Annotated in this window: 9 protein-coding genes (1 of these 9 cut by a window edge); 7 read left to right on the top strand and 2 right to left on the bottom strand. The window is 71.1% G+C overall.

Annotated elements, in window-relative coordinates; genetic code table 11:
- Window positions 1-2,553 carry the end of a non-ribosomal peptide synthase/polyketide synthase gene (locus GXP74_RS22645; protein ID WP_182453072.1) on the top strand. The gene continues 19,425 nt to the left of window position 1, outside the view, so only the last 2,553 of its 21,978 coding nucleotides appear in the window; the start codon falls outside the window, past its left edge; it ends in the stop codon at window positions 2,551-2,553.
- Window positions 2,553-15,926, top strand: a complete 13,374-nt coding sequence (locus GXP74_RS41615) for an amino acid adenylation domain-containing protein (protein ID WP_182453073.1) — start codon at window positions 2,553-2,555, stop codon at window positions 15,924-15,926. Before GXP74_RS22645 ends, GXP74_RS41615 begins: the two co-directional genes overlap by 1 nt.
- Before the next feature lie 115 nt (window positions 15,927-16,041).
- Here the strand turns inward: GXP74_RS41615 and GXP74_RS22655 are convergent, their stop codons facing one another.
- Entirely contained in the window at window positions 16,042-16,608 is a 567-nt protein-coding gene (locus tag GXP74_RS22655) for a TetR/AcrR family transcriptional regulator (RefSeq protein ID WP_182453074.1), read from the bottom strand.
- Between the two features lie 132 nt (window positions 16,609-16,740).
- On the opposite strand from GXP74_RS22655, the gene GXP74_RS22660 reads away from it, so the two are divergent.
- Window positions 16,741-17,676, top strand: coding sequence for an SDR family oxidoreductase (locus GXP74_RS22660; RefSeq protein ID WP_182453075.1), 936 nt, complete (start codon window positions 16,741-16,743; stop codon window positions 17,674-17,676).
- A 147-nt stretch (window positions 17,677-17,823) separates the two neighbouring features.
- Here the strand turns inward: GXP74_RS22660 and GXP74_RS22665 are convergent, their stop codons facing one another.
- Window positions 17,824-18,012 carry a thiomuracin/GE37468 family thiazolyl RiPP peptide gene (locus GXP74_RS22665; protein WP_182453076.1) on the bottom strand — a complete coding sequence of 63 codons (189 nt, stop codon included), beginning with the start codon at window positions 18,010-18,012 and terminating at the stop codon, window positions 17,824-17,826.
- A gap of 329 nt (window positions 18,013-18,341) precedes the next feature.
- Between GXP74_RS22665 and GXP74_RS22670 the strand changes: the two genes are divergently transcribed.
- Genes GXP74_RS22670 through GXP74_RS22685 form a run of 4 tightly spaced genes read left to right on the top strand, consistent with a single transcriptional unit; the run spans window position 18,342 to window position 24,149 of the window.
- Complete coding sequence (locus GXP74_RS22670; protein ID WP_225448119.1) at window positions 18,342-19,235, top strand: hypothetical protein; 894 nt, start codon at window positions 18,342-18,344, stop codon at window positions 19,233-19,235.
- Window positions 19,232-20,524, top strand: coding sequence for a hypothetical protein (locus GXP74_RS22675; RefSeq protein ID WP_182453078.1), 1,293 nt, complete (start codon window positions 19,232-19,234; stop codon window positions 20,522-20,524). The genes GXP74_RS22670 and GXP74_RS22675 overlap by 4 nt, the downstream gene beginning before the upstream one ends.
- Entirely contained in the window at window positions 20,524-23,259 is a 2,736-nt protein-coding gene (locus GXP74_RS22680) for a hypothetical protein (RefSeq protein WP_182453079.1), read from the top strand. Before GXP74_RS22675 ends, GXP74_RS22680 begins: the two co-directional genes overlap by 1 nt.
- The gene (locus GXP74_RS22685; RefSeq protein ID WP_182453080.1) at window positions 23,253-24,149 is read left to right on the top strand and encodes a lantibiotic dehydratase C-terminal domain-containing protein; all 897 of its coding nucleotides are present in this window, start codon (window positions 23,253-23,255) and stop codon (window positions 24,147-24,149) included. The genes GXP74_RS22680 and GXP74_RS22685 overlap by 7 nt, the downstream gene beginning before the upstream one ends.
- Window positions 24,150-24,167 lie beyond the last annotated feature (18 nt).

Genomic DNA, 24,167 nt, shown 5'->3' on the forward strand with positions numbered 1-24,167 from the left:
GCCCCCTTCGGCATCCTCGACACACGCGGCGACGGCACCCACATCACCCAAGCCACCCAACCACTCACCCCCCAACTCGCCACCCGCATCCGCCAACAAGCCCGCCACCTCGGCGTCACCCCCGCCACCCTCTTCCACGTCACCTGGGCCCGCGTCACCGCCGCCACCTCCAACACCAACCACGCCCTCTTCGGCACCCTCCTCCTCGGCCGCATGAACTCCGGCACCGGCGCCGACCGCATCCCCGGCCTCTTCCTCAACACCCTCCCCACCCACCTCCACACCACCCACACCACCACCCACCAAGCCATCCACACCATGCGCACCCAACTCGCCGACCTCCTCACCCACGAACACGCACCACTCGCCCTCGCCCAACAAACCAGCAACATCAAACCCCCAACCCCCCTCTTCACCACCCTCCTCAACTACCGCTACAGCCACGCCGGCGAGGCCGGTGCGGATGGCGGCCTGGTGGGCGTCGAGGCCGAGCACGGGCAGGACCGCACCAACTACCCGATCACCATGGCGGTCGACGACCTCGGCAGCGGCTTCACCCTGTCCGTCCAGGCGGTTGCTCCGATCGACCCCGAGCTGGTCTGCGGCCTCGCCCACACCACCCTGCAGAACCTGATCACCGCCCTGGAAACCGCACCCGACACCCCCCTCGACCAGATCGACGTCCTCACCGAGACCCAGCAGCACACCCTCCTGAACGACTGGAACGACACCGCCGTCGACCTTCCCGCCATCAGCCTGACCGAGCTGTTCCAGCGGCAGGCGGCGCGGACGCCCCGGGCCGTGGCCCTGGTCCAAGGAGAGACCGAGCTGAGCTACGCCGAACTCAACGCCCGTGCCAACCGGCTGGCCCGACTGCTCATCGAGCGCGGAGTGGGCACCGAGTCGCTGGTCCCGGTGCTGATGCGACGCTCGGCGGAGCTGGTGGTCACCCTGCTGGCGGTACTCAAGGCGGGCGGCGCCTACGTGCCGATCGACGCCCGCGCGCCCGAGGCCCGGATGGCGGTGGTGTACCGCGACGCGGGAGCCGGGCTGCTGCTGGTGGACGAGGTCACCCGCGAGCACGGCTTCGTGCGGGGGGTCGAGGCCGCGGGGGCCGAGCTCGTCGTGGTTGACGCGGCCACTGGGACCGGCAGCTCGGAGGATCCGGCGGTGCGGACGCTGCCCGACCAACCGGCCTACGTGATGTACACGTCCGGCTCCACCGGGACGCCGAAGGGCATCGCCAACACCCACCGGGGCGTGGTCGAGCTGGTCTCGGACCGGTGCTGGCGGGAGACGGTGCCGCAACGGGTGCTGTTCCAGTCCCCGCACGCCTTCGACGCGTCGACGTACGAGTTGTGGGTGCCGCTGACGGCGGGCGGCACGGTGGTGGTGGCCCCGGAAGGGCGGCTGGACGCGGCGGCCATCCGCTCGCTCAAGGAACGCCACCAGCTGACCCACCTGCACCTCACCGCGGGTCTGTTCCGAGTGCTCGCGGAGGGTGATCCGGCGGCATTCGCCGGAATCCACGAAGTCGGCACCGGCGGTGACACCGTTCCGGCGGCGGCCGTGCGGCGGGTGCTGGACGCATGCCCCGGCATCCTGGTCCGCAACACCTACGGCCCGACCGAGACCACGCTCTGCGCCACCCAGGTACCGGTGGCCAGCGGCGAGCAGGTGCCGGCGGTGCTGCCGATCGGGCGGCCGATGGACAACACCCGCGCCTACGTCCTGGACGCCACCCTGCGGCCGGTCCCGGTCGGCACGGCTGGGGAGTTGTACCTGGCCGGGACCGGACTGGCGCGTGGCTACCTGGGTCGCGCCGACCTCACCGCCGAGCGGTTCGTGGCGGACCCGCACGGACCGGCCGGAGAGCGCATGTACCGCACCGGTGACCTGGTGCGGTGGACCGCCGACGGTCAGCTGGAGTTCGTCGGACGTGCCGACGACCAGGTGAAGATCCGCGGATTCCGCGTCGAACTCGCCGAAGTGGAAGCCGCGTTGGGATCCCATCCGGCACTCTCCGACGTGGCCGTGGTCGCCCGGGAGGACCGGCCCGGCGACAAACGGCTGGTCGCCTACGCCGTGCTCGCGAACCCGTCCGACGCCTCCGTCACGGTCGAGGACCTGCGCCAGTACCTGGTCGGCTCGCTGCCGGACTACATGGTCCCGTCGGCGGCCGTCCTGCTGGAGGCGCTGCCGCTGACTCCCAACGGAAAGCTGGACCGCAAGGCGCTACCGGCTCCGGAGCTGACCTCGGCGGTGCCGCACCGAGCCCCCACCACCCCCCGCGAACAGCAGCTGTGCGAGGCGTTCGCGCAGGTCCTGGGTTTGCCCCAGGTCGGGATGGACGACAACTTCTTCGACCTCGGCGGACACTCGCTGCTGGCCACCCGGCTGGTCAGCCGGATCCGTACCGTCCTCGACGCGGAACTGCCGATCCAGGCGCTCTTCGAGGCACCGACTGTCGCCGGTGTGGCCAAGCGACTCGACTCTCTGAACAAGAAAGCACGGCCCGCGTTCCGGCCGATGCGCGGGCACAAGGAGATCTGATGATCCCGGTTTCTTTCGCACAGCAACGTCTCTGGTTCCTGGGCCAGTTGGAGGGGCCGAGCGCCACCTACAACATCCCGCTGGGCCTTCGGCTGACCGGCCCGCTGGACCCGCAGGTGCTGGACGCGGCGCTGCGCGACGTGGTCGGTCGGCACGAGGTGCTGCGTACGGTCTTCCCGGCGGTCGACGGGCAGCCGTGGCAGGACATCCGCCCGGCCGACCAGGTCGGACCGCTGCTGACGGCAGTGGACGCGACCGCCCTCGACGAGCCGGAGCTCGCGGCGGCGGTCGCCGGAGCCGCCCGCTGCGTCTTCGACCTGGAGTCCGAACTGCCGCTCCAGGCCTGGCTGTTCGCACGCGGCGAGCAGGAGCATGTGCTGCTGCTGGTGGTGCACCACATCGCCGGTGACGGCTGGTCGATGGGGCCGCTGGCACGGGACGTCTCCCTCGCGTACCAGGCCCGGTCACAGGGTCTCGCGCCGGAGTGGGAGGAACTGCCCGGCCAGTACGCGGACTACGCGCTCTGGCAGCGCGAGCTGCTGGGCGAGGAGGATGATCCGGAGAGCCTGCTCGCCGAGCAACTGGCCTACTGGCGGACCACCCTGGCGGACCTGCCGGAGGAACTGGCGCTGCCCACCGTTCGGTCACGTCCGGCGGCCACCGACCACCGTGGCGGCACGGTCGAGTTCGCCGTCCCCGCCGAACTGCACCGAGGCATAGTGGAGTTGGCTCGTGCCAAGGGCGGGACGCCGTTCATGGTGCTGCACGCGGCGCTGGCGGTGCTGCTCTCGCGGCTCGGCGCCGGTTCGGACATCCCCATCGGCACAGCGGTCGCCGGGCGGGTGGACGAGGGGCTGAACGACCTGATCGGCTTCTTCGTCAACACCCTGGTGCTGCGCACCGACCTGTCCGGTGATCCGTCCTTCACCGAACTGCTGCGCCGGGCCCGGCAGGCCGGGCTCGGCGCGTTCGCCCACCAGGATGTGCCGTTCGAGCGGCTGGTGGAGGAACTGGCGCCGACCCGGTCGATGGCCCGGCACCCGCTCTTCCAGGTCATGCTGACCCTCCAGAACAACGCCCAGCCGGTACTGACCCTGCCCGGTCTGACGGCCGAGCCGCTGGACGGCGGCCAGGCCCCCGCCAAGTTCGACCTGTCCTTCACCTTCAGCGAGGACAAGGGCGCGGACGGGTCTCCGGCCGGGCTCCGAGGCAGCGTGACCTTCGCCCTCGACCTCTTCGACACCCAGGCGGCCGAGCAGGTCAGTGCGCGCTTCCTGCGGGTACTGCGCGCGGTACTGGCCGCGCCGGAGCTGCCGGTCTCGGCCGTCGACGTTATCGGGGAGGGCGAGCGGCGGCGGATCCTGACCGAGTGGAACGACACGGCGGTCGAGCCGGTACCGGGAACACTGCCCGAGCTCTTCGCCGCCCAGGTGGCACGCGTGCCCGACGCGATCGCGGTCGTCTGCGGCGACACCGAACTGTCCTACGCCGAACTGGACGCCCGCGCCAACGGCCTCGCCCAGCGCCTGATCGCCCACGGCGTACGCGCCGAACACGGCGTCGCGGTGCTCATGGAGCACTCCGCCGACCTCGTCGTGGCACTCCTCGCAGTGGTCAAGGCAGGCGGCTGCTACGTACCGCTGGACGCGCGCTATCCACGTGCCCACCGCGAGACCATCGTCGCCCGGACCGGCACCACGGTCGTGCTCACCGACGCCGCGCTGTACGACCAGGCGGCCGAGTTGGGCCCAGTGGTAATGACGGTTGCCGACGAGCGCGCCGAGGGTTTTGAACTGCCGCTTGATGCAAGCCAGTTGGCCTATGTGATGTACACCTCCGGCTCCACCGGACAACCGAAGGGCGTCGCCGTCACCCATCGGGACGTGGTCGCGCTGGCCACCGACCGCCGCTTCGCGAACGAGGCGATGGACCGCGTGCTGCTGCACTCCCCGTACTCCTTCGACGCCTCCACCTTCGAACTCTGGGTTCCGTTGCTGTCCGGGCGCCGCATCGTGGTGGCTCCCACCGGCCGCTTGACCACCTCATCACTGGCCCGCCTGGTCACGGACCACGGCGTCACCGGCCTCTGGCTGACCGCGGGCCTGTTCGCGCTGGTCGCCCAGGAACAGCCGGACTGCCTGCGTGGTGTGCGGCAGGTGTGGACCGGCGGCGACGTGGTCTCCCCCACCGCAGCCGCACGGGTGCGCACCGCCTGTCCCGGCCTCAGCGTGGTCAACGGCTACGGCCCCACCGAGACCACCACCTTCGCCACCACCCACACGGTCAGCGAGGAATCCAGTGCGCTGCCGATCGGGCGGCCGTTGGACAACATGCGGGCCTACGTCCTGGACGCCCGACTCCAACCGGTCCCCACCGGCAGCACCGGCGAGCTCTACCTCGCCGGCGCGGGCCTCACCCGCGGCTACCTCAACCACCCCGCCCTCACCGCCGAACGCTTCCTCGCCAACCCCTTCAGCAACACCAGCGAACGCATGTACCGCACCGGCGACCTCGCCCACTGGAACCACAACGGCGAACTCCACTACGCCGGACGCACCGACCAGCAGATCAAACTACGCGGCTTCCGCATCGAACTCGCCGAAATCGAAACCGCCCTCACCACCCACCCCACCGTCGCCCACGCCACCGTCATCCTCCGCGAAGACACCCCCGGCGACAAACGCCTCACCGCCTACACCATCCCCAACGGCACACTCGACCCCACCACCCTACGCACCCACCTCGCCACCACCCTCCCCGACTACATGATCCCCACAACCATCATCGTCCTCGACGAACTCCCACTCACCATCAACGGCAAACTCGACCGCAACGCCCTCCCCACACCCGAGATCACACCGACAACCACCCACCGCGCCCCTCGCACCCCCCACGAAGACATCCTCAGCGAACTGTTCGCGCAGGTCCTCGGCCTCCCCCTGGTCGGCATCGACGACAACTTCTTCGACCTCGGCGGACACTCCCTCCTCGCCACCCGCCTCATCAGCCGCATCCGCACCACCCTCGGCACCGACCTGCCGATCCGCGCACTCTTCGACACACCCACCGTCGCCGCACTCGCCCAGCACCTCGGCGACGCGCGGAACCCGCGCCCGGCGCTGGTCGCCGGGGCACGGCCGGACGTGCTGCCGGTGTCCTTCGCCCAGCAGCGGCTCTGGTTCCTCGGCGAGTTGGAAGGACCCAGCGCGACCTACAACATCCCGCTCTGCCTGCGCCTCACCGGCCCGCTGGAGCTACCCGCCCTGGAGGCCGCGCTCCTGGACGTGGTGGACCGCCACGAGGTGTTGCGTACGGTCTTCGCGACTGTCGACGGGCAACCCTGTCAGCGTGTGGTCGCAACCGACGCAACCGGCCCGCTGCTCACGGTCACCGCGTTCGACGAACAGGCGCTGACCCGGGCGGCCGGGCACACCTTCGACCTGACCGTCGAACTCCCGCTCCATGCCTGGCTGTTCGCACAGCGGCCGGACCAGCACGTGCTGCTCCTGGTGGTGCACCATATCGCCGGTGACGGCTGGTCCATGGCCCCGTTGGCCCGGGACATCTCCACCGCCTATGCGGCGCGGCTCAACGGCCAGGCCCCCGTCTGGGAGCCGCTCCCGGTCCAGTACGCGGACTACGCGCTGTGGCAGCGTGAGCTGCTGGGTTCCACCGCCGAGCCCGACAGTGTCCTGTCACAGCAACTCGCCTACTGGCGAGAGGCGTTGAACGGCCTACCGGAGGAGCTGGCGCTTCCCACGGACCGGCCGCGCCCAGCGGTGGCCAGCCATCGGGGCGGTACCGTCGAACTCGCCGTGCCCGCCCAACTTCACCGAGATCTGCTGGACTTGGCACGGGCCCAGGGTGTGACCGTGTTCATGGTGCTGCAGGCCGGGTTGGCTGTCCTGCTGTCGCGCCTGGGCGCGGGGGCGGACGTCCCCATCGGCACGCCGATCGCCGGACGCACCGACGAGGCGTTGGACGAACTGGTCGGCTTCTTCGTCAACACGCAGGTGTTGCGTACCGACCTGTCCGGCGATCCGGCCTTCACCGAGCTTCTGCGCCAGGTCCGCGACACGGCCCTGGAAGCGTTCGCACACCAGGACGTGCCGTTCGAGCGGCTGGTCGAGGACCTGGCACCGTCCCGCTCCATGGCCCGGCACCCACTGTTCCAGGTCATGCTCTCGCTGCAGAACAACGCCTCGGCTGTGCTCGAACTCCCGGGCCTGCAAGCGGAACTCGTGCCCTCGGGGCAGTTGGCGGCTCGATTCGACCTGGCCTTCACGCTCGGCGAGTCCTTCGACCAGGGCGGTGTCCCGTCCGGGCTTCTCGGCACAGTCACCTTCGCCGCCGACCTGTTCGACACCGCGACCGCCGAGCGGATCGCCGGATATCTGGTGCGGGTCCTCCGGGAGCTGGTTGCCGAGCCGCAGCTGCCGGTCTCCAGGGTCGAGCTCCTGGACGCGGCCGAGCGGCAGCTGATCCTCTCCGCGTGGAACGACACCGCCCACGAGGTACCGGCCACCACTCTGCCCGTGCTGCTCGAAGCCCAGGCCGCGCGCACCCCCGAGGCCGTGGCCGTGGTCGACGCCAGTGTCGAGCTGACGTATGCCGAGGTCAACGCCCGGGCCAACCAACTGGCCCGGCTGCTGGTGGAGCACGGCGTGGGCCCGGAGTCACTGGTCGCGGTGCTGCTGGAGCGCTCGGCAGAGCTGGTGGTCACCCTGCTGGCGGTGCTCAAGGCAGGCGGCGCCTACGTCCCGATCGACCCCGAGTACCCGGCCGACCGAATCGCCTACCTGCTGGACGACTCCCAGCCGCAGGTACTGCTCACCACCGCCGACTGCGTCGAGCGGGTTACTGACCTGACGAATGTTCACATTCTGTTGCTGGAGCAGGTATCGACCTCTGGTTACAGTCCGGAGAACCTCAATGCCGCCGTGACTCCGCAGCATCCGGCCTATGTGATCTACACCTCCGGTTCAACCGGCCGCCCCAAGGGCGTACTGGTCGCCCACGCCGGGGTGGTCAACTACACGGTGCGCGCCTGGGAGGCCTATCCCGAGTTGCGCGGCAGCACACTGCTGCACGCCTCGATCTCCTTCGACGCCAACATCACCCACCTGTACGGCGCGCTCACCTGCGGCGGCCGGATCTACGTCGCCGCCCTGGACGAACGCCTGCCCAAGGTGCTCAACGGTCAACGGCTGGACTTCCTCAAGGCGACGCCGAGTGGCGTGTCCTACCTGGACGCCATCTCCGACGCCCATGTGCCGACCGGGCGGCTGATGGTCGGTGGGGAGGCGATACAGACGGCGCAGCTCGAACGCTGGCACCGGGAACACCCGCAGGTGTCCGTGGTCAACCACTACGGCCCCACCGAGACCACGGTCGGGTGCACCGACTACCTGGTCGGCCCCGAGGATCTGGGCCAGGTGATTCCGATCGGCCGACCGATGTGGAACATGCGCGTCTATGTCCTGGACGCGGCACTGCGCCCGGTGCCGATCGGGGTACCCGGCGAGCTGTACATCTCCGGTGTCCAGCTGGCCCGCGGATTCATCGGCCGCCCGGGCCTGACCGCCGAGCGCTTCGTCGCAGCCCCGCACGGTCCGGCCGGGGAACGCATGTACCGCAGCGGCGACCTCGCCCGCTGGCGGGCGGACGGCAACCTTGAATTCCTCGGCCGCACCGACGACCAGGTCAAGCTCCGCGGCTTCCGCATCGAACTCGGCGAGATCGAGAGCGCCTTGGGGACCGTTCCCGGTGTCGCCCACGCCGCGGTGATCGTCCGGGAGGACATTCCCGGGGACAGGCGCCTGGTCGGCTACGTGGTCCCGGCGGCTGACCTCGACGTCGCCGCGGTGCGGGCGCGGTTGGCGGCGTCGCTGCCGGAGTACATGGTTCCGGCGGCGATCGTGCTACTCGACGCACTGCCGATGACCGTGAACCGCAAGCTGGACCGGCGGGCCCTGCCCGCACCCGACTTCACCGCCGCCACCAGTACCGCCTACCGGGCCCCGGTGACCGCGCACGAGAAAGCCCTGTGCGAGGTCTTCGCCAACGTCCTGGGACTGCCCCAGGTCGGCGTCGACGACAACTTCTTCGAACTCGGCGGCCACTCCCTACTCGCCGTCACCCTCGTCGAACAACTCCGCACCCGCGACATCCACATCAACATCCGCACCCTGTTCACCACCCCCACCGTCACCGGCCTCGCCCACACCACCACCAACACCACCCTCACCGTCCCACCCAACCTCATCCCCACCAACCCCCACACCATCACCCCCGACCTACTCCCCCTGATCACCCTCACCCAAGCCCACATCGACCACATCACCAACACCATCCCCGGCGGCACACCCAACATCGCCGACATCTACCCCCTCGCCCCACTCCAAGAAGGCATCTTCTTCCACCACCTCATGGCCACCGGCGACAACCACAACGACCCCTACGTCGTGGCCACCACGTTGACCTTCGACACCCACAACCGCCTCACCACCTTCCTCAACGCACTCCAACACGTCATCAACCGCCACGACATCCTCCGCACCGCCATCCTCTGGCAAGACCTCCCCGAACCCATCCAGGTCGTCACCCGACACGCCACCCTCCCAGTCACCGAGCACACCCTCCGCGGCAGCGACTCCGCCGCCGAGCTCGCCGCCGCCTGCCCGCCGTTGATGGACCTCACCCGGGCGCCCCTGCTCCATGCCCACATCGCCGCCGAACCAGGCAGCGAGCGCTGGCAGTTGGTCCTGCAACGGCACCACCTGATCGCCGACCACACCGCCCTCGACGTGCTGATGTCGGAGATCCGCGTCATCCTGGACGGCCGGGCCGATGCCCTGCCCACCCCGCTGCCGTTCCGTGACTTCGTCGCCCAGGCCCTGCTCGGCGTCACCCGCCAGGAACACGAACAGTTCTTCACCCAACTCCTCGGCCACATCACCGAACCCACCGCCCCCTTCGGCATCCTCGACACACGCGGCGACGGCACCCACATCACCCAAGCCACCCAACCACTCACCCCCCAACTCGCCACCCGCATCCGCCAACAAGCCCGCCACCTCGGCGTCACCCCCGCCACCCTCTTCCACGTCACCTGGGCCCGCGTCACCGCCGCCACCTCCAACACCAACCACGCCCTCTTCGGCACCCTCCTCCTCGGCCGCATGAACTCCGGCACCGGCGCCGACCGCATCCCCGGCCTCTTCCTCAACACCCTCCCCACCCACCTCCACACCACCCACACCACCACCCACCAAGCCATCCACACCATGCGCACCCAACTCGCCGACCTCCTCACCCACGAACACGCACCACTCGCCCTCGCCCAACAAACCAGCAACATCAAACCCCCAACCCCCCTCTTCACCACCCTCCTCAACTACCGTCACAACCAGCCCAACGGGGAGGGCGGCCCGGCAGAGCCCGAGGGGATCGAGCTCCGACACGGACAGGACCGGACCAACTACCCGCTCACCATGGCCGTCGACGACCATGGCAGCGGCTTCACCCTGACCGTGCACGCCGTCGCTCCGATCAACCCCGAACTGGTCTGCGGCCTCGCCCACACCACCCTGCAGAACCTGATCACCGCCCTGGAAACCGCACCCGACACCCCCCTCGACCAGATCGACGTCCTCACCGAGGCCCAGCAGCACACCCTCCTGAACGGCTGGAACGACACCACCGTCGAGGTCCCGACCGGCACACTGCCGGAGCTGTTCGAGGCGCGGGTCCGGCGGACTCCGGACGCGGTGGCGGTGGTCTTCGAGGGTGCCGAGGTGACCTACGCGGAGCTGAACGCCCGGGCGAACCGCCTGGCCCGGCTGCTGGTCGAGCGTGGCGTCCGGCCGGAGTCGGTGGTGCCGGTACTGATGGAACGCTCGGTGGAGCTGGTGGTGGCGCTGCTCGGGGTACTCAAGTCCGGTGGTGCGTATCTGCCGGTGGACCCGGACTATCCGGCCGAGCGCATCGACTACGTGCTGGCCGAGGCCGGTTCGCCGATCGTGGTGACCGCCGCCCTCATTGACGAGGCATCAGATCAGGACGCCGCAGACCTCGGCGATCGTGGGCTGCTGCCGGACCATCCGGCCTACGTGATCTTCACCTCCGGTTCGACCGGTCGGCCCAAGGGCGTGGTGATTCCCCACACCGGCATCGTGAACCGTCTGGCCTGCATGCAGCACGTCTACGGGCTGACCGGCTCGGACCGGATGCTGCAGAAGACCCCGTTCGGCTTCGACGTCTCGGTGTGGGAGTTCTTCCTGCCGCTGCTGGCGGGCGCGACCCTGGTGGTGGCGCGTCCCGGCGGCCATCGCGAACCGGAGTACCTGGCCGAGCTGATCCGACGGGAGCGGGTGACGCACACCCACTTCGTGCCGTCGATGCTGCGGATGTTCCTGGCCCAGCCGGAGACCGCCGCCGGTACCAGCCTGCGGGCGGTGATGTGCGGTGGCGAGGTGATGACGCCGGAACTGCGCGGCGAGGTCGCGCGGGTACTGCCGGGTGTGCCGCTGTACAACCTGTACGGGCCCACCGAGGCCACCGTGGAGACCACCGAGTGGGCCTGCGGCGGCGCTGACACGGACGGATCCGTACCGATCGGCCGCCCGGTCTGGAACACCAGCGTCTACGTGCTCGATGCCGCACTGCGACCGGTGCCGCCCGGCGTCGAGGGTGAACTGTACGTCGCCGGGGTGCAGTTGGCCCGTGGGTACCTCAACCGTCCGGGTCTGACGGCCGAGCGCTTCGTGGCGGATCCGTTCGGCGACGCCGGTGAACGCCTCTATCGCAGTGGCGACTTGGCGCGCTGGCGGGCCGACGGAGCGCTGGAGTACGTCGGCCGGACCGACGACCAGGTGAAGATCCGGGGCAACCGGGTCGAGTTGGGCGAGGTCGAGTCCGCGCTGACCGTCCATCCGTCGGTGACCTACGCCGCGGTCGTGGTCCGCGAGGACGTCCCCGGCGACACCCGCCTGATCGGCTACGTAGTCCCCGCGGGCGAGTTCGACCCGGTAGCGGTCCGCGCCCAGCTGACGGCGACGCTACCCGCCTACATGGTGCCCGCGGCGTTCGTGGTACTCGACGAGCTGCCGCTGATGGTGAACGGCAAGCTGGACCGCCGGGCGTTGCCCGCGCCGGGCTTCACTGCCGGCTCGCCCTACCGCGCCCCGGCGACGCTCCGGGAGGAAGTCCTCTGCGAGGTCTTCGCGCAGGTCCTCGGGGTGCCGCGGGTGGGGGTCGACGACGACTTCTTCGAGCTGGGCGGCCATTCGCTGCTCGCGGTGTCGCTGGTCGAGCGGCTCCGGGTGCGCGGCGTCCAGGTGAGCATCCGGACGTTGTTCACCTCGCCGACGGCGGCCGGGCTGGCCGCCGCGTCGGCCGTGGCCGAGGTGGCGGTACCGCCGAACCTGATCCCGGACGGCGCGACCGCGATCACGCCGGAGATGCTGCCGCTGGTGCGACTGACAGCGACCGAGATCGAGCAGATCGTCTCGGTGTTCCCGGGCGGCGCGGCGAACATCGCCGACATCTACCCGCTCGCCCCGCTGCAGGAGGGCATCTTCTTCCACCACCTGATGAACGCCGACGGCGACGACGTCTACGTCCTGCCGACCACGTTGACCTTCGACTCACGTGAACGGCTGGACGCCTTCCTGGACGCGCTGCGGTTCGTGGTGGACCGGCACGACGTGCTGCGCACCGCCGTACTCTGGCAGGGCCTGTCGGAGCCGGTGCAGGTGGTCGCCCGCGAGGCCCACCTTCCGGTTGAGGTAGTGGAGTTGTCCGGCACGGACGCGGCGTCCGAGCTCGCCGCCGGTTGCCCCGCGTCGATGGACCTCGGCCGGGCGCCGCTGCTGCGGGCCCGGATCGCCGCCGAACCCGGCAGCGCTCGCTGGCTGATGCTGCTCCAGCGGCACCATCTCAGCACCGACCACACCGCGATGGAGGTACTGCTGGCGGAGATCCAGGCCGTGCTGGCCGGGGAGCACGATCGGCTGCCGACCCCGCTGCCGTTCCGCGACTTCGTCGCCCAGGCCCGGCTGCGGGTCTCCCGCGAGGAGCACGAGCGGTTCTTCGCCGGGCTGTTGGCCGACGTCACCGAGCCCACCGCGCCGTTCGGACTGCTGGACGTCCGTGGCGACGCCCGCGGCGTGGCCGAGGCGAAACTGCGGGTCGACGCCGGGGTCGCCGGGCGGGTTCGGGAGCAGGCACGGCGGTTGGGGGTGAGCGCGGCGGCCGTCGTCCACCTGGCGTGGGCGCGGGTGGTCGCGGCCACCTCGAACCGCGACGACGTGGTGTTCGGCACGGTGCTGTTCGGTCGGATGAGCGGCGGCAGCGGCGCGGACCGGGTTCCCGGGCTGTTCATCAACACGCTGCCGGTGCGGGTCCCCACGGTCGGCGCGGGTGTGGCCGAGGCGGTGCTGGCGATGCGCGGGCAGCTGGCGGACCTGTTGGTGCACGAGCACGCACCGCTCGCCCTCGCGCAGAAGGCCAGCGGCGTCGGCGGCGCGGCGCCGCTGTTCACCGCGCTGCTCAACTACCGCCACAGCCGCCCCGACGACGAGCACGCTCCCGAGCCGGAGCCACTGGGCATCGAGGTGCTGCACAGTCAGGAGCGCACCAACTACCCGTTGACCATGTCGGTCGACGACCTGGGCTCCGGCTTCGTCCTGACCGCGCAGGCGGTGTCCCCGATCGACGCCGAGGCGGTCTGTGCGCTGTTGCACACCGCGCTCGACGGCCTGGCCGCCGCGCTGGAGTCGGCGCCGGAGACGGTACTCGGCAGCGTCGACGTGCTGCCTGTCCCGGAGCGGCGGCGGATCCTGACCGAGTGGAACGACACGGCGGTCGAGCCGGTACCGGGAACACTGCCGGAGCTCTTCGCCGCCCAGGTGGCACGCGTGCCCGACGCGATCGCGGTCGTCTGCGGCAACACCGAACTGTCCTACGCCGAACTGGACGCCCGCGCCAACGGCCTCGCCCAGCGCCTGATCGCCCACGGCGTGCGCGCCGAACACGGCGTCGCGGTGCTGATGGAGCGCTCCGCCGACCTGGTGGTGGCGCTGCTGGCGGTGGTCAAGGCGGGCGGCTGCTACGTGCCGCTGGACGACCGCTACCCGCAGGCCCATCGCGAGACCATCGTCACCCGGACCGGCGCACAGGTCGTGCTCACCGACGCCGCGCTGTACGACCAGGCGACGCGACTGGGCCGGACCGTGCTCGCGATCGGCTCGGAGCGCGCGGCTGGCTTCGAAATACCCATCGATGAAGGCCAGTTGGCCTACGTGATGTACACCTCCGGCTCCACCGGACAACCGAAGGGTGTCGCCGTCACCCATCGGGACGTGGTCGCGCTGGCCACCGACCGCCGCTTCGCGAACGAGGCGATGGACCGCGTGCTGCTGCACTCCCCGTACTCCTTTGACGCCTCCACCTTCGAACTCTGGGTTCCGTTGCTGTCCGGGCGCCAGGTCGTGGTCGCACCCGCCGGGCAGCTGACCACCGCCGCGCTCCGGCAGCTGATCACCTGGCACCAGGTGACCGCGCTGTGGCTGACGGCAGGCCTGTTCGCGCTCGTCGCCCAGGAGGAACCGGACTGCCTGCGTGGTGTGCGGCAGGTGTGGACCGGCGGCGACGTGGTCTCGCCCAACGCAGCCGCACGGGTGCGCACCGCCTGTCCCGGCCTCAGCGTGGTCAACGGCTACGGCCCCACCGAGACCACCACCTTCGCCACCACCCACACGGTCAGCGAGGAATCCAGTGCGCTGCCGATCGGGCGGCCGTTGGACAACATGCGGGCCTACGTCCTGGACGCCCGACTGCAACCGGTCCCCACCGGCAGCACCGGCGAGCTCTACCTCGCCGGCGCGGGCCTCTCCCGCGGCTACCTCAACCACCCCGCCCTCACCGCCGAACGCTTCCTCGCCAACCCGTTCAGCAACACCGGCGAACGCATGTACCGCACCGGCGACCTCGCCCACTGGAACCACAACGGCGAACTCCACTACGCCGGACGCACCGACCAGCAGATCAAACTACGCGGCTTCCGCATCGAACTCGCCGAAATCGAAACCGCCCTCACCACCCACCCCACCGTCGCCCACGCCACCGTCATCCTCCGCGAAGACACCCCCGGCGACAAACGCCTCACCGCCTACACCATCCCCAACGGCCCACTCGACCCCACCACCCTACGCACCCACCTCGCCACAACCCTCCCCGACTACATGATCCCCACAACCATCATCCCGCTGGACACACTCCCACTCACCATCAACGGCAAACTCGACCGCAACGCCCTCCCCACACCCGAACACACCACCCACACACCCGGCCGCACACCCCGCACCCCCCACGAGGAAATCCTCACCACCCTCTTCGCCGAAGTCCTCAACCACCCCCATGTCACCATCGACGACAACTTCTTCGACCTCGGCGGACACTCCCTCCTCGCCACCCGCCTGATCAGCCGCATCCGCACCACCCTCGGCACCGACCTGCCGATCCGCGCACTCTTCGACACACCCACCGTCGCCGCACTCGCCCAGCAGCTGGACTCGGACGCCGATCTCGGCGACAAGTTCGCCGAACTGCTGCCGCTGCGCCGCGAGGGCGAACTGCCGCCGCTGTTCTGCGTCCACGCCGGCTACGGCGTCGGCATCGGCTACAGTCGGCTGCTGCCCTACCTGCCCGGCCGCCCGCTGTACGCCCTGCAGGCGCGCAGCCTGACCCGGGCCGAGGGGCTGCCGGAGACGGTCGAACAGATGGCCGCCGACTATGTGGCGCTGATCCGCGAGGTACAGCCGTCGGGCCCGTACCACCTGCTCGGCCACTCCTTCGGCGGCCTGGTGGTCCATGCCCTCACGAGCCAGCTGCAGGATCTCGGCGAGGAGGTGGCCCTGCTCGCGATCCTGGACGCCTACCCGTACGCGGCCTACACGGTGAAGGGCTCCGAGCGGGACGAGCAGGAGACGCTGGGGGTCTTCCTGGAGATGTTCCAGGCCGAGCGCCCGAGCCCGGAGGGCACGCCGCTGACCCGGGAGGCGGTGCTGCAGACCCTGGTCGACAGCTCCTTCTCGTCCTTCACCGCCGAGGACCTCGGCGCCATGGGCGATGCCTGGGAGCGGCACGTCCGCCTGATGCGGGACTTCGAGCCCGCACAGGTCAAGGCGGACGTGGTCTTCTTCACCGCCACCCGGAACCGCACCGAGGGCACCCCGCCCGCCACCGCCTGGGCTCCTCATGTCGAGGGACGGATCATCGACCGCCACCTGGACGCCACCCACCACGGTCTGATGGACGCCAAGCCGCTGGCCGAGATCGCCCGGGTGATCACCGAGTTCACCGAGCGCTGAGCGGAAGAGGTACCGGAAACGCCGAGTCCGGCCGGGGCAGCGCCCCTGGCCGGACTCGGCGTTTCCGGGTGCGGTGGCCGGGCCGGTGCCCCAGCCGGTCATGACGGGCGGGTCGTCACGCGCCTGCGGTCACGGCCTTGAACTCGGCGAACGAATCGCGCATGACGTGCAGCATGTCGGGTTCGCCGGTTCCGTAGACCCAGCGGCCGAAGGCGACCTTGAACACGGCGATCCCCGCCTCGGCGGCCAGACTCGCGGCCGGATCGGCCACGCCGCGCTGACGCAGTGCTTCGGCCAGTGCCGCGGCCATCGAGGCCAGTTTGATCAGCTCGCGTTCCTGCAACTCCGCGTTGGCGGCTATGACGCTCTGACGCTGGCTGGAGTGTTCGTGGCGACCGTCGAAGACCGCGCCGAGGGCGTCCAGGCCCACACCGACCGCGTCGATCGGTGTCGCTGACTCGGGCGCGGCGACGACGGCGCTGGTCATCAGCTCCTGGAGCGAGGTCGCGCCGCCGAACAGCACCTCGCGCTTGTCGGCGAAGTACCGGAAGAACGTCCGCTCGGTGAGCCGGGCCCGCTTGGCGATCTCGGTGACGGTGGTCTGCTCGAAGCCGCGCTCGCGGTAGAGCTCCAGTGCCGCCTGCTCCAGCCGGCCTCGCGCGTTCGGCTCCCATCTACCCATGCCGCCGATTCTAGCCGCAGCTCGTCGTGATGACAGTCGCTGACATCAGAGGTAGGCTGATGACAGTTGCTGACATCAGCCGCCGCCACACCCCCCATGGCGCAGGCGGTCGGCTTACTCAGGAGGTTTCCCATGCGCGTCTTCGTCACCGGTGCGTCCGGCTGGATCGGATCGGCCGTCGTACCCGAGCTCATTGACGCAGGGCATCAGGTGGTCGGACTGGCCCGCTCGGACGCCTCGGCCGCCGCCCTCACCCGGGCCGGGGCCGAGGTGCGGCGCGGCACCTTGGACGACCTCGACGTGCTGCGCGGCGCCGCCGCCGCCTCGGACGGCGTGATCCACCTCGCGTTCAAGCACGACATCGCCTTCACCGGCGACTTCCAGGGCGCCGTCGAGGCGGACCGTCGGGCGATCGACGTCTTCGCTGACACGCTCGCGGGATCCCACCGGCCGTTCCTGATCGCGTCCGGGATCCTCGGGCTCGCGCCCGGACGGGTCGCCACCGAGCGGGACGGCCAGCCTGCCGCGGACTCGGCAGAGGCCGTGATCAGCGGCGTGGAGGGCCGACAGGCCAACGCGCACGTGACCATCGCCCTCGCGTCCCGTGACATCCGCTCCTCGGTCGTCCGGCTTCCCCCGACCGTGCACGGCGACGGCGACAACGGTTTCATGGCGATGCTGGTCGCCACCGCCCGCGCCAAGGGCGTCTCGGCCTACATCGGCGACGGCGCCAACCGCTGGCCCGCGACGCACAGGCTCGATGTCGCGCGCCTGTTCCGACTGGCCCTGGACCAGGCCCCGGCCGGATCGACCTTGCACCCGATCGCCGAGGAGGGCGTGCCGATCCGCGCCGTCGCCGAGGCGATCGGCCGACAGCTCGACCTGCCCGCGGTCTCCATCTCCCCCGAGCAGGCGGGCGAGCACTTCGGTTGGCTCGGACGCCCGCTGGGAGCCGACAGTCCGGCTTCGAGCACGCTGACCCGCGAACTGCTCGGATGGCAGCCGACCCACCCCGGACTTGTCGAGGATCTCAACAAGGGCCACTACGTCCGCACGGCGTCCGCCTGAATCTGAAACAGGCTGACACCCGGCAGATCTGACGTACGGGCAGATGCCAACTCGGCCCGCCGACTCATTGGGAGATGAGCCGACGGGCCGAGTGTCAGGTCAGCCGGAGCAATCCGGGCGGGTTCGCTCCGACCGACCTATGTCCACTCAGGAACAGCTGCAGTTACAGCAGTTCGGCGGCGGGGCGCAGCAGAACGAGGCACTGGCCTCGGTCATGCCGTGACCCGCTGTGAGCGACTGGCTCTGCTCGTCACCGGCCAGCGAGGCCAGGTCAAGCTCCAATGCCAGATCGGCGACCGCAGCCGCCAGCGAGGCAGAACCCTGCTTGAACTCCATCAGAACCCTCCAATCAGAAATGTAATGCCGTGTCAAAACCTGGTCGCCACTTCGGCGTCCGGGATTGACAGTACTGGAGAGAGTGGTTCGTGTGAAGGGCATGGACTAGACCAGTCCACTCCGCTAGTGTCGGCCGTCGAGAGGCCGTGAGTGGAGCTTTGTCCGGCGCTCCCGCAGGGGCGGGAGCACAATCCCGCTCAGTCCTAATGGGGGTGGCGATGAGGCCGAGACTGCTTCCCGACACGCATCTACTGCCCTCTGATCAGGGCGTGGTGATCCGTGGCCCACGGCGCACCGCCGCGTTCCCCGCACCCGGGATGTACCCCTGGTTGGAACGCATCCGGCCCTTCCTCGACGGGGGCACCCGGCTGGACCAACTCGTCGCGGATCTGCCGCCGCAGGCGGCCCAGCACGTGCGCACGCTGGTAGAACTACTGGTGCGGGAAGGTTTCGTGCGCGACGCGGAGGGGGACCTACCGCACGGGCTCTCCCCCGAGGTCCGCGCCCGCCACTGCGCCCTGATCGACTTCATCGCACTGCGGGCCGACTCCCCGGAGCACCGCTTCGAGCGGTACCGCAATTGCGCGCCGGTCGTTGTCGGCTCGGGCAGCATGGGGAGTGCGCTCGTCCTCGCTTTGCTCTCGTCCGGAGTGGCGCACGTTCGCTTCCGAGTCGTCGAAGCGAAGCGGGGCGGGAGTCGCACGGATTTGCCGCGACTGGAAGAGTGCGTCGAACTAATCCGTGGCGATGGCAGATCCTTTAGGTACGAAGCAATCAGTGGCGAGCTGTCGGAACTCCCCGACGACGCGGGCGCGGCGCTACTTGTTACCGATGAGTTCGATGCGGAACTGACAATGCGTGTCCATACCCTCGCGCTGCGGAGCGGCCTCGTCTACGGCCACGCGGTCGCCGACGGACGGCACGCGCACATCCGTACCCTGTCGCCAAACGGTGACGCTCAGTCACTTGGCGGCATCGGCAAGGAAGTCGGCCAGGGCACCGACGCGAGGACGGCGGAACCCGCCGACCGCTACCTGGGCGGTCCGGTCGCGGCGCTCGCAGCCAACCAGCTCTGCCTTCAACTCCTGCGAAAAGTAGCCCAGTTGGAGGAGGGCGGAGCCGAGGAACCGGGCACGGCGCTACTTGATCTGGCGACTGGACGCTTCCTCCCGACGCAACCTGCGCAACCTGCGCAACCCACGCGGACAGCGCAGACGACATGAGCACCGTCTCCGAGCACCCGTTCCCGCTGGACCTGTGGTCCGAGGCGGTCTACTCCCGCCGGTCGATCCCCGTCACCCTCGCGACCGGCGGGTACGCCGCCGAGCCCGAGCCGCCGGAGCCCGACGCGCACCCCGCCGGTACGGGGTACCCGCTGCCACCGCCTCCACTGCGCCTGGCTCCGGTCCCGCCACCGGCCGACGCCGGGCTGGCGGACCCGTCCGTCCTGGCCGCGCTGCTCCACTACTCCTTCGGGCTGTTCCAGCACGACCTCACCCCGGGCGGCTGGCCACTGCACCGGGCGGTGGCCTCGGCCCGCTGCCTCTACCCGAGCGAGCTCTACCTGGTCTCGCCCGATCCGCGCGGCGGCCCGGCCGAGGTCCAGCGGTACGACCCGCTGCACCATCGGCTCGACCCGGTGCGGGGCTCCCGTGGCGTCGGGAGCCCGGGCAGGTCCCGGTTTCTGGTGATCACCAGCCGCTTCGCCCGGACAGCACGGCTGTACGGCGGGTACGCGCCCCGGCTGTGCGCCCAGGAGGCGGGGATGCTCCTCGGCTCGGTGCACCTGGTCGCCGCCGCGCTCGGGCTGCGGGCGCGGCCCGGCCTCGACCGGGAGGCGTTGCTGGGCCTGTGCGACGGCTGGCTGACGCCCGGTGCCGAGCACCCGATGGGGTACCTGGAGGTCGGACCGGACGCCGACGCCCCACTCCCGTGGGTGCCCGAGGACCTGGCCGGGGCGCTGCGCGCGCGGCACTCCGGCGCGGCGATCTTCGACCCGGCGCCGGTGGCGGCCCCGAAGGCGATGCTCGACGAGCTCGGCAGCGCCCTGGCCGGCGCCCCCTTCAGCGACGTCAGCTGCCACCTCTACCTGCGGCGGGTCGATGACCTGCCACCCGGCCGCTACGGCTACACCGGCGACCAGCCGCACCTGCTGCACGCGGAGGACCCGGTCCCGGCGCTGGAGCAGATCGGCCGGACCGAGGGGCGGGTGTCGTTGAACTTCCGTGCCGTGGCCGTCACCGCCTACCTGTCCGTGGCCCGTGGCCCGGCCGTGGCCCGGCACGGCGCGGACGCGTTCCGACGACTGCACCTGATCGCCGGGGCCGTGGCGCACCTGCTCTGCGTGGTGGCGGCCCGCCACGGACAGAGCGCCCGGGTGCACAACGGCTACGACGCCGCCGCCGCCGGACGCCTGCTCGGGCTGACCGGGACGGACGAGACGGTGCTGTTCCAGATCGCGGTGGGCGCGGCGAAGCCCGCCCCCGGTTTCCGGCTGCCGGTGGTGTTCTGATGCCGGAACCGTCGAGCACAGCGTCAACCGCGCCGTGGGCCGAGCCGGTCGGGGTCCGCATCGCCGGGCTGCCCGCCGATGCCCTCGACCGCTCCCGGATCCCGCTCAGTACCGGGCTCGCGCTGCGGATCGTAGCCCTGGACCAGGAGTCGCACGCGGACGCCGAGCAGATCAGCGCGGAGTTGTACGCGCTCGTCGCCACCGAGCAGGCGCGGCCCTTCAAGGCGCGCCTGGTCGGCCTGCGCCGCGCGGTGCACCGGGGCCTCCCGGTCGCCGCCCTGCTCGACCGGGCGGCGCCGCCGGAGGTGGTCGGTGCCGCGCTCACTGCCCGGATCCGCCGCCACGCCGCGCTGCGCCAGGTCCGGGCGGACGAGTTCGAACTGCTGGAGCGGACGCTGCTGTCGGAGGTCCGGTCCGCGGCGTCCGCGCTGGCGCAGCTCGCCGAGGACCCGCGGTTCGGCCTCGGCCTCGGCTACGCCAGCCCGGACCTGTACGACGACGTCCGCCGCTGGACCGAGCGCGAGCGGGTCGAGCCCGGTCGGCGGCCACTGGACCGGGCAGCGGTGCGGCTGGCGAAGTACGCGGCCCGGGCCGTGGCCAAGCCCAGCCCGCTGACCACCTTCGCCGCCAGTGGCCTGGCCCGCTGGTCGGCGCACCAGGACGCCGCTGCCCGGCTGACCGGCGCGCTCCCGGCCGACCTGGTGGAGGCCGGGCTGCTGCCGCTCTCCCGGATCGCCGCCACCCTCGCCCACCTGCCGGAACTGGACCGGGCGGCCCGGCTCCGGGTCAACCCGTTCGCCACGCTGGTGCCGTCCGCCGAGGGCGACCGCTGGCTGTTCACCGCCCCGGGACCGTCCGGCGAGGTCCGCTCGCTCCCGGCCACCGCCGCGCTCGCCGCGATCCTGAAGGCGGCGCGGGAGGTCGGCACCCGCTCCGGTCTGCGCGCGCTGCTCGGCGCGCCGGCCGACCTCGACGATCCGGCGGCGGCCGGTCGCGCGGACGCCGTCATCGCCCAACTGCTCCGGCTCGGCCTGCTGGAGACCCAGCTCGGCCTCCCGGACCAGGCCCTCGACGCGGACACGCTGAGCGGCTGGCTGGCCGCCCACGCGCCCGACGGCGACCCCGGTGACCGGCTCGCGCTCGTCCTGGACGACCTGCGGGTGATCCGCGACCAGGTCGACGCCGCCCGCCGGGCGGCCCCGGCGGCGCACCGGGGCATCGCGGCCGGCCTGCGCTCCGGCACCACCGACGCCGCGCGGCGGCTCGGGTTGCTCGGCGCGGCGGAGAGCCTGGACCTGAGCACCCCGTACTTCCACAACACCGTCGTCCCGGGCGACGCCGCCACCCTGGACCCGGACTCCTGGCGGCCGGTGCTCGCCGAGCTGGCGCTGGTGCCCTGCCTGCTCGCCCCGTTCGACACCCTCGCGCCGCGCCGGGACGCGCTGCTGCGCCAGGCCGTGAGCGGGTACGGCGAGGGCTTCCGCCGACCGTTCACGCTCTTCCTCCGGGACTTCGGAGCCTGGTGGGCGCGCGCCGACGCGGCCACCCCGGTCGCGCGCGACGCCCAGCGGCAGGCGGAGCTGCGCGCGCTGCTCGCGGCCACCCCCGAGGACGCCGACGGCACGGTCCGGCTCGCCCCGGACGCCGTACGCGAGCTGTGCGGCCACTGGATCGACCGGTACGCGGCGGACGACCGCTACACCTGCTACGTCCAGCCGCTGCCCGCCACCGCGGCCGGACTCGGGGTCGTGCTCAACACGGTGACCTGCGGCCACGGAACGGGCCGCAGCCGCACCGCCCGGATGATCGACGCCGCGGTCGGCGCCCCGACCAGCCCCGCGCTCCACGCCGAGCGCCCCGACCGCCCTGACCGCCCTGACCGCGCCCACTACGCCGAGTTCGACGCGTCCTTCGGCAGCAGCCTCAACCAGCGGGCAGCGGTGACCCGTTACGCGATCGACCTGGACGGCTGCTGCTCCGCGAGGCCGTCGTCCGACCTGATCCGCCCGGCTGACCTGGACGTGGTGCACGATCCGGACGAGCGGCGGCTGCGCCTCGAATGGCGCGGGACCGGCCGGACCGTCCGCCCGCTGCACCTGGGCCTGCTGGCCACCCCGCTGCTCCCGCTCCCGGCCGGACTGCTGGTGGAGGCCTTCGGTCAGAGCTCCTACTCCTTCTGGTCGGACTGGCCGCAGCTGTGGCGCACGGCGGCGGACGTCCCCGGCGCGCCACGCCGGGTGGCGCGGATCGCGCTCGGCTCCGTGGTGCTGCGCCGGGCCTGCTGGTTCGTCGACGGCGGCGACGCCCCCGCGCGCGCCCCCGGCGAGCCGGACAGCCGCTACCTGGTCCGGGTGCACGCCTGGCGCGAGGCGCACGGCCTGCCGCTGCGCTGCTACCTGCGGACGCTCACCCCGAGGCCCGCCGATGGCTACGCCGGTCCCGCGCTGCACGACAAGGACCGCAAACCGGTGTACCTGGACTTCGGCCATCCGCATCTACTGCGGATCTTCGAACAGGCGGCGGCCTCGGGACGCCCACTGCTGCTCAGCGAGCCGCTGCCGGAGCTCCAGGACGCTCCGGCCCGCCCGGACGGGCAGCGCCACACGGCCGAGTTCCTGATCGAGCTCGCCGCAGCGAAGCCGACGGCAGCGAACCCGACGGCAGCGAGCCCGACGACGGCAGCGAACCCGACGGCGCAGTTGCCCCCGACGAGAGAACGGCCAGCCGCGTGCTAGACCAGCAACCGGCCCAACACTGGGTCAGCGCGCACGTGTTCACCGCGCACCCGCTCGACCTGGTGGTCGGTCGGCTGCTGCCCGACGTCCTCGCCGGGCTGCGCGAAAGCGAGTTGGCCGATCGGGCCTTCTTCATCCGGCACTGGCAGTCCGGTCCGCACCTGCGGCTGCGGATCCGGCTCACCACGCCGGACGCAGCACCGCTGGTACGCGAGGCAGTTGCGGACCACACCGCGGCCTTCTTCGAACCACTGACACCAGCAACACCCATGACGGCTGATCAGTACCACGAACTGGCAAGCCGGTTCGCCGCGCTGGAGCCCGGCTCGCAGGTCGGGTCGCTGGCCCCCAACGACAGCCTCGCCTTCGTCGACTACCGGCCCGAGCACGCCAAGTACGGCCGGGGCGCGGCCCTGCGGGCGGTGGAGGAGTGCTTCGCCGTGTGCAGCGAAATCTCGATGGCCGCCGTCGTCGCGGGCTGGGACCAACCCCGACGGCTGGCGCACTGCTTCGCGCTCCTCGCTGGAGCCCTCGACCCGTCCGGTGGACGGGCAACTGAGCAGCACAGCAAGGTGGTTGGGCAGTACCAGCGCAGTCGGGCCAGCTGGCTCCCGGTGGCCCGCGCCGCCCGCACCGCATGCGACGCGTCCGCGACCGGCGGCACGTCGCCCGACACCGACCCGCTCGTCCGCTGGTTCGCCGCCTTCCGGCGGGCCCGCCGACTCGCCGCCGATCCGCAGCGCCTGCCCGGCCACCTGACCCACCTGGCCTGCAACCGGTTGGGCGTCCGACTGGACCAGGAGGCGGCCCTGCGCGGCCTGGCCGCGCTGGCCGTGGACGAACTCACCTCACCCGAAGGGGTGTTGGACGAGGCGGCGGGACGATCGTGACCACTGAGAAGAACGAGG

The organism is Streptacidiphilus sp. P02-A3a (genome assembly GCF_014084105.1).
GTDB lineage: Bacteria > Actinomycetota > Actinomycetes > Streptomycetales > Streptomycetaceae > Streptacidiphilus.

Bases quoted from the DNA above. Each gene is read 5' to 3' on its own strand.
- GXP74_RS41615 (WP_182453073.1), top strand. From the start codon at position 2,553: ATGATCCCGGTTTCTTTCGCACAGCAACGTCTCTGGTTCCTGGGCCAG.
- GXP74_RS22655 (WP_182453074.1), bottom strand. From the start codon at position 16,608: ATGGGTAGATGGGAGCCGAACGCGCGAGGCCGGCTGGAGCAGGCGGCA.
- GXP74_RS22660 (WP_182453075.1), top strand. From the start codon at position 16,741: ATGCGCGTCTTCGTCACCGGTGCGTCCGGCTGGATCGGATCGGCCGTC.
- GXP74_RS22665 (WP_182453076.1), bottom strand. From the start codon at position 18,012: ATGGAGTTCAAGCAGGGTTCTGCCTCGCTGGCGGCTGCGGTCGCCGAT.
- GXP74_RS22675 (WP_182453078.1), top strand. From the start codon at position 19,232: ATGAGCACCGTCTCCGAGCACCCGTTCCCGCTGGACCTGTGGTCCGAG.
- GXP74_RS22680 (WP_182453079.1), top strand. From the start codon at position 20,524: ATGCCGGAACCGTCGAGCACAGCGTCAACCGCGCCGTGGGCCGAGCCG.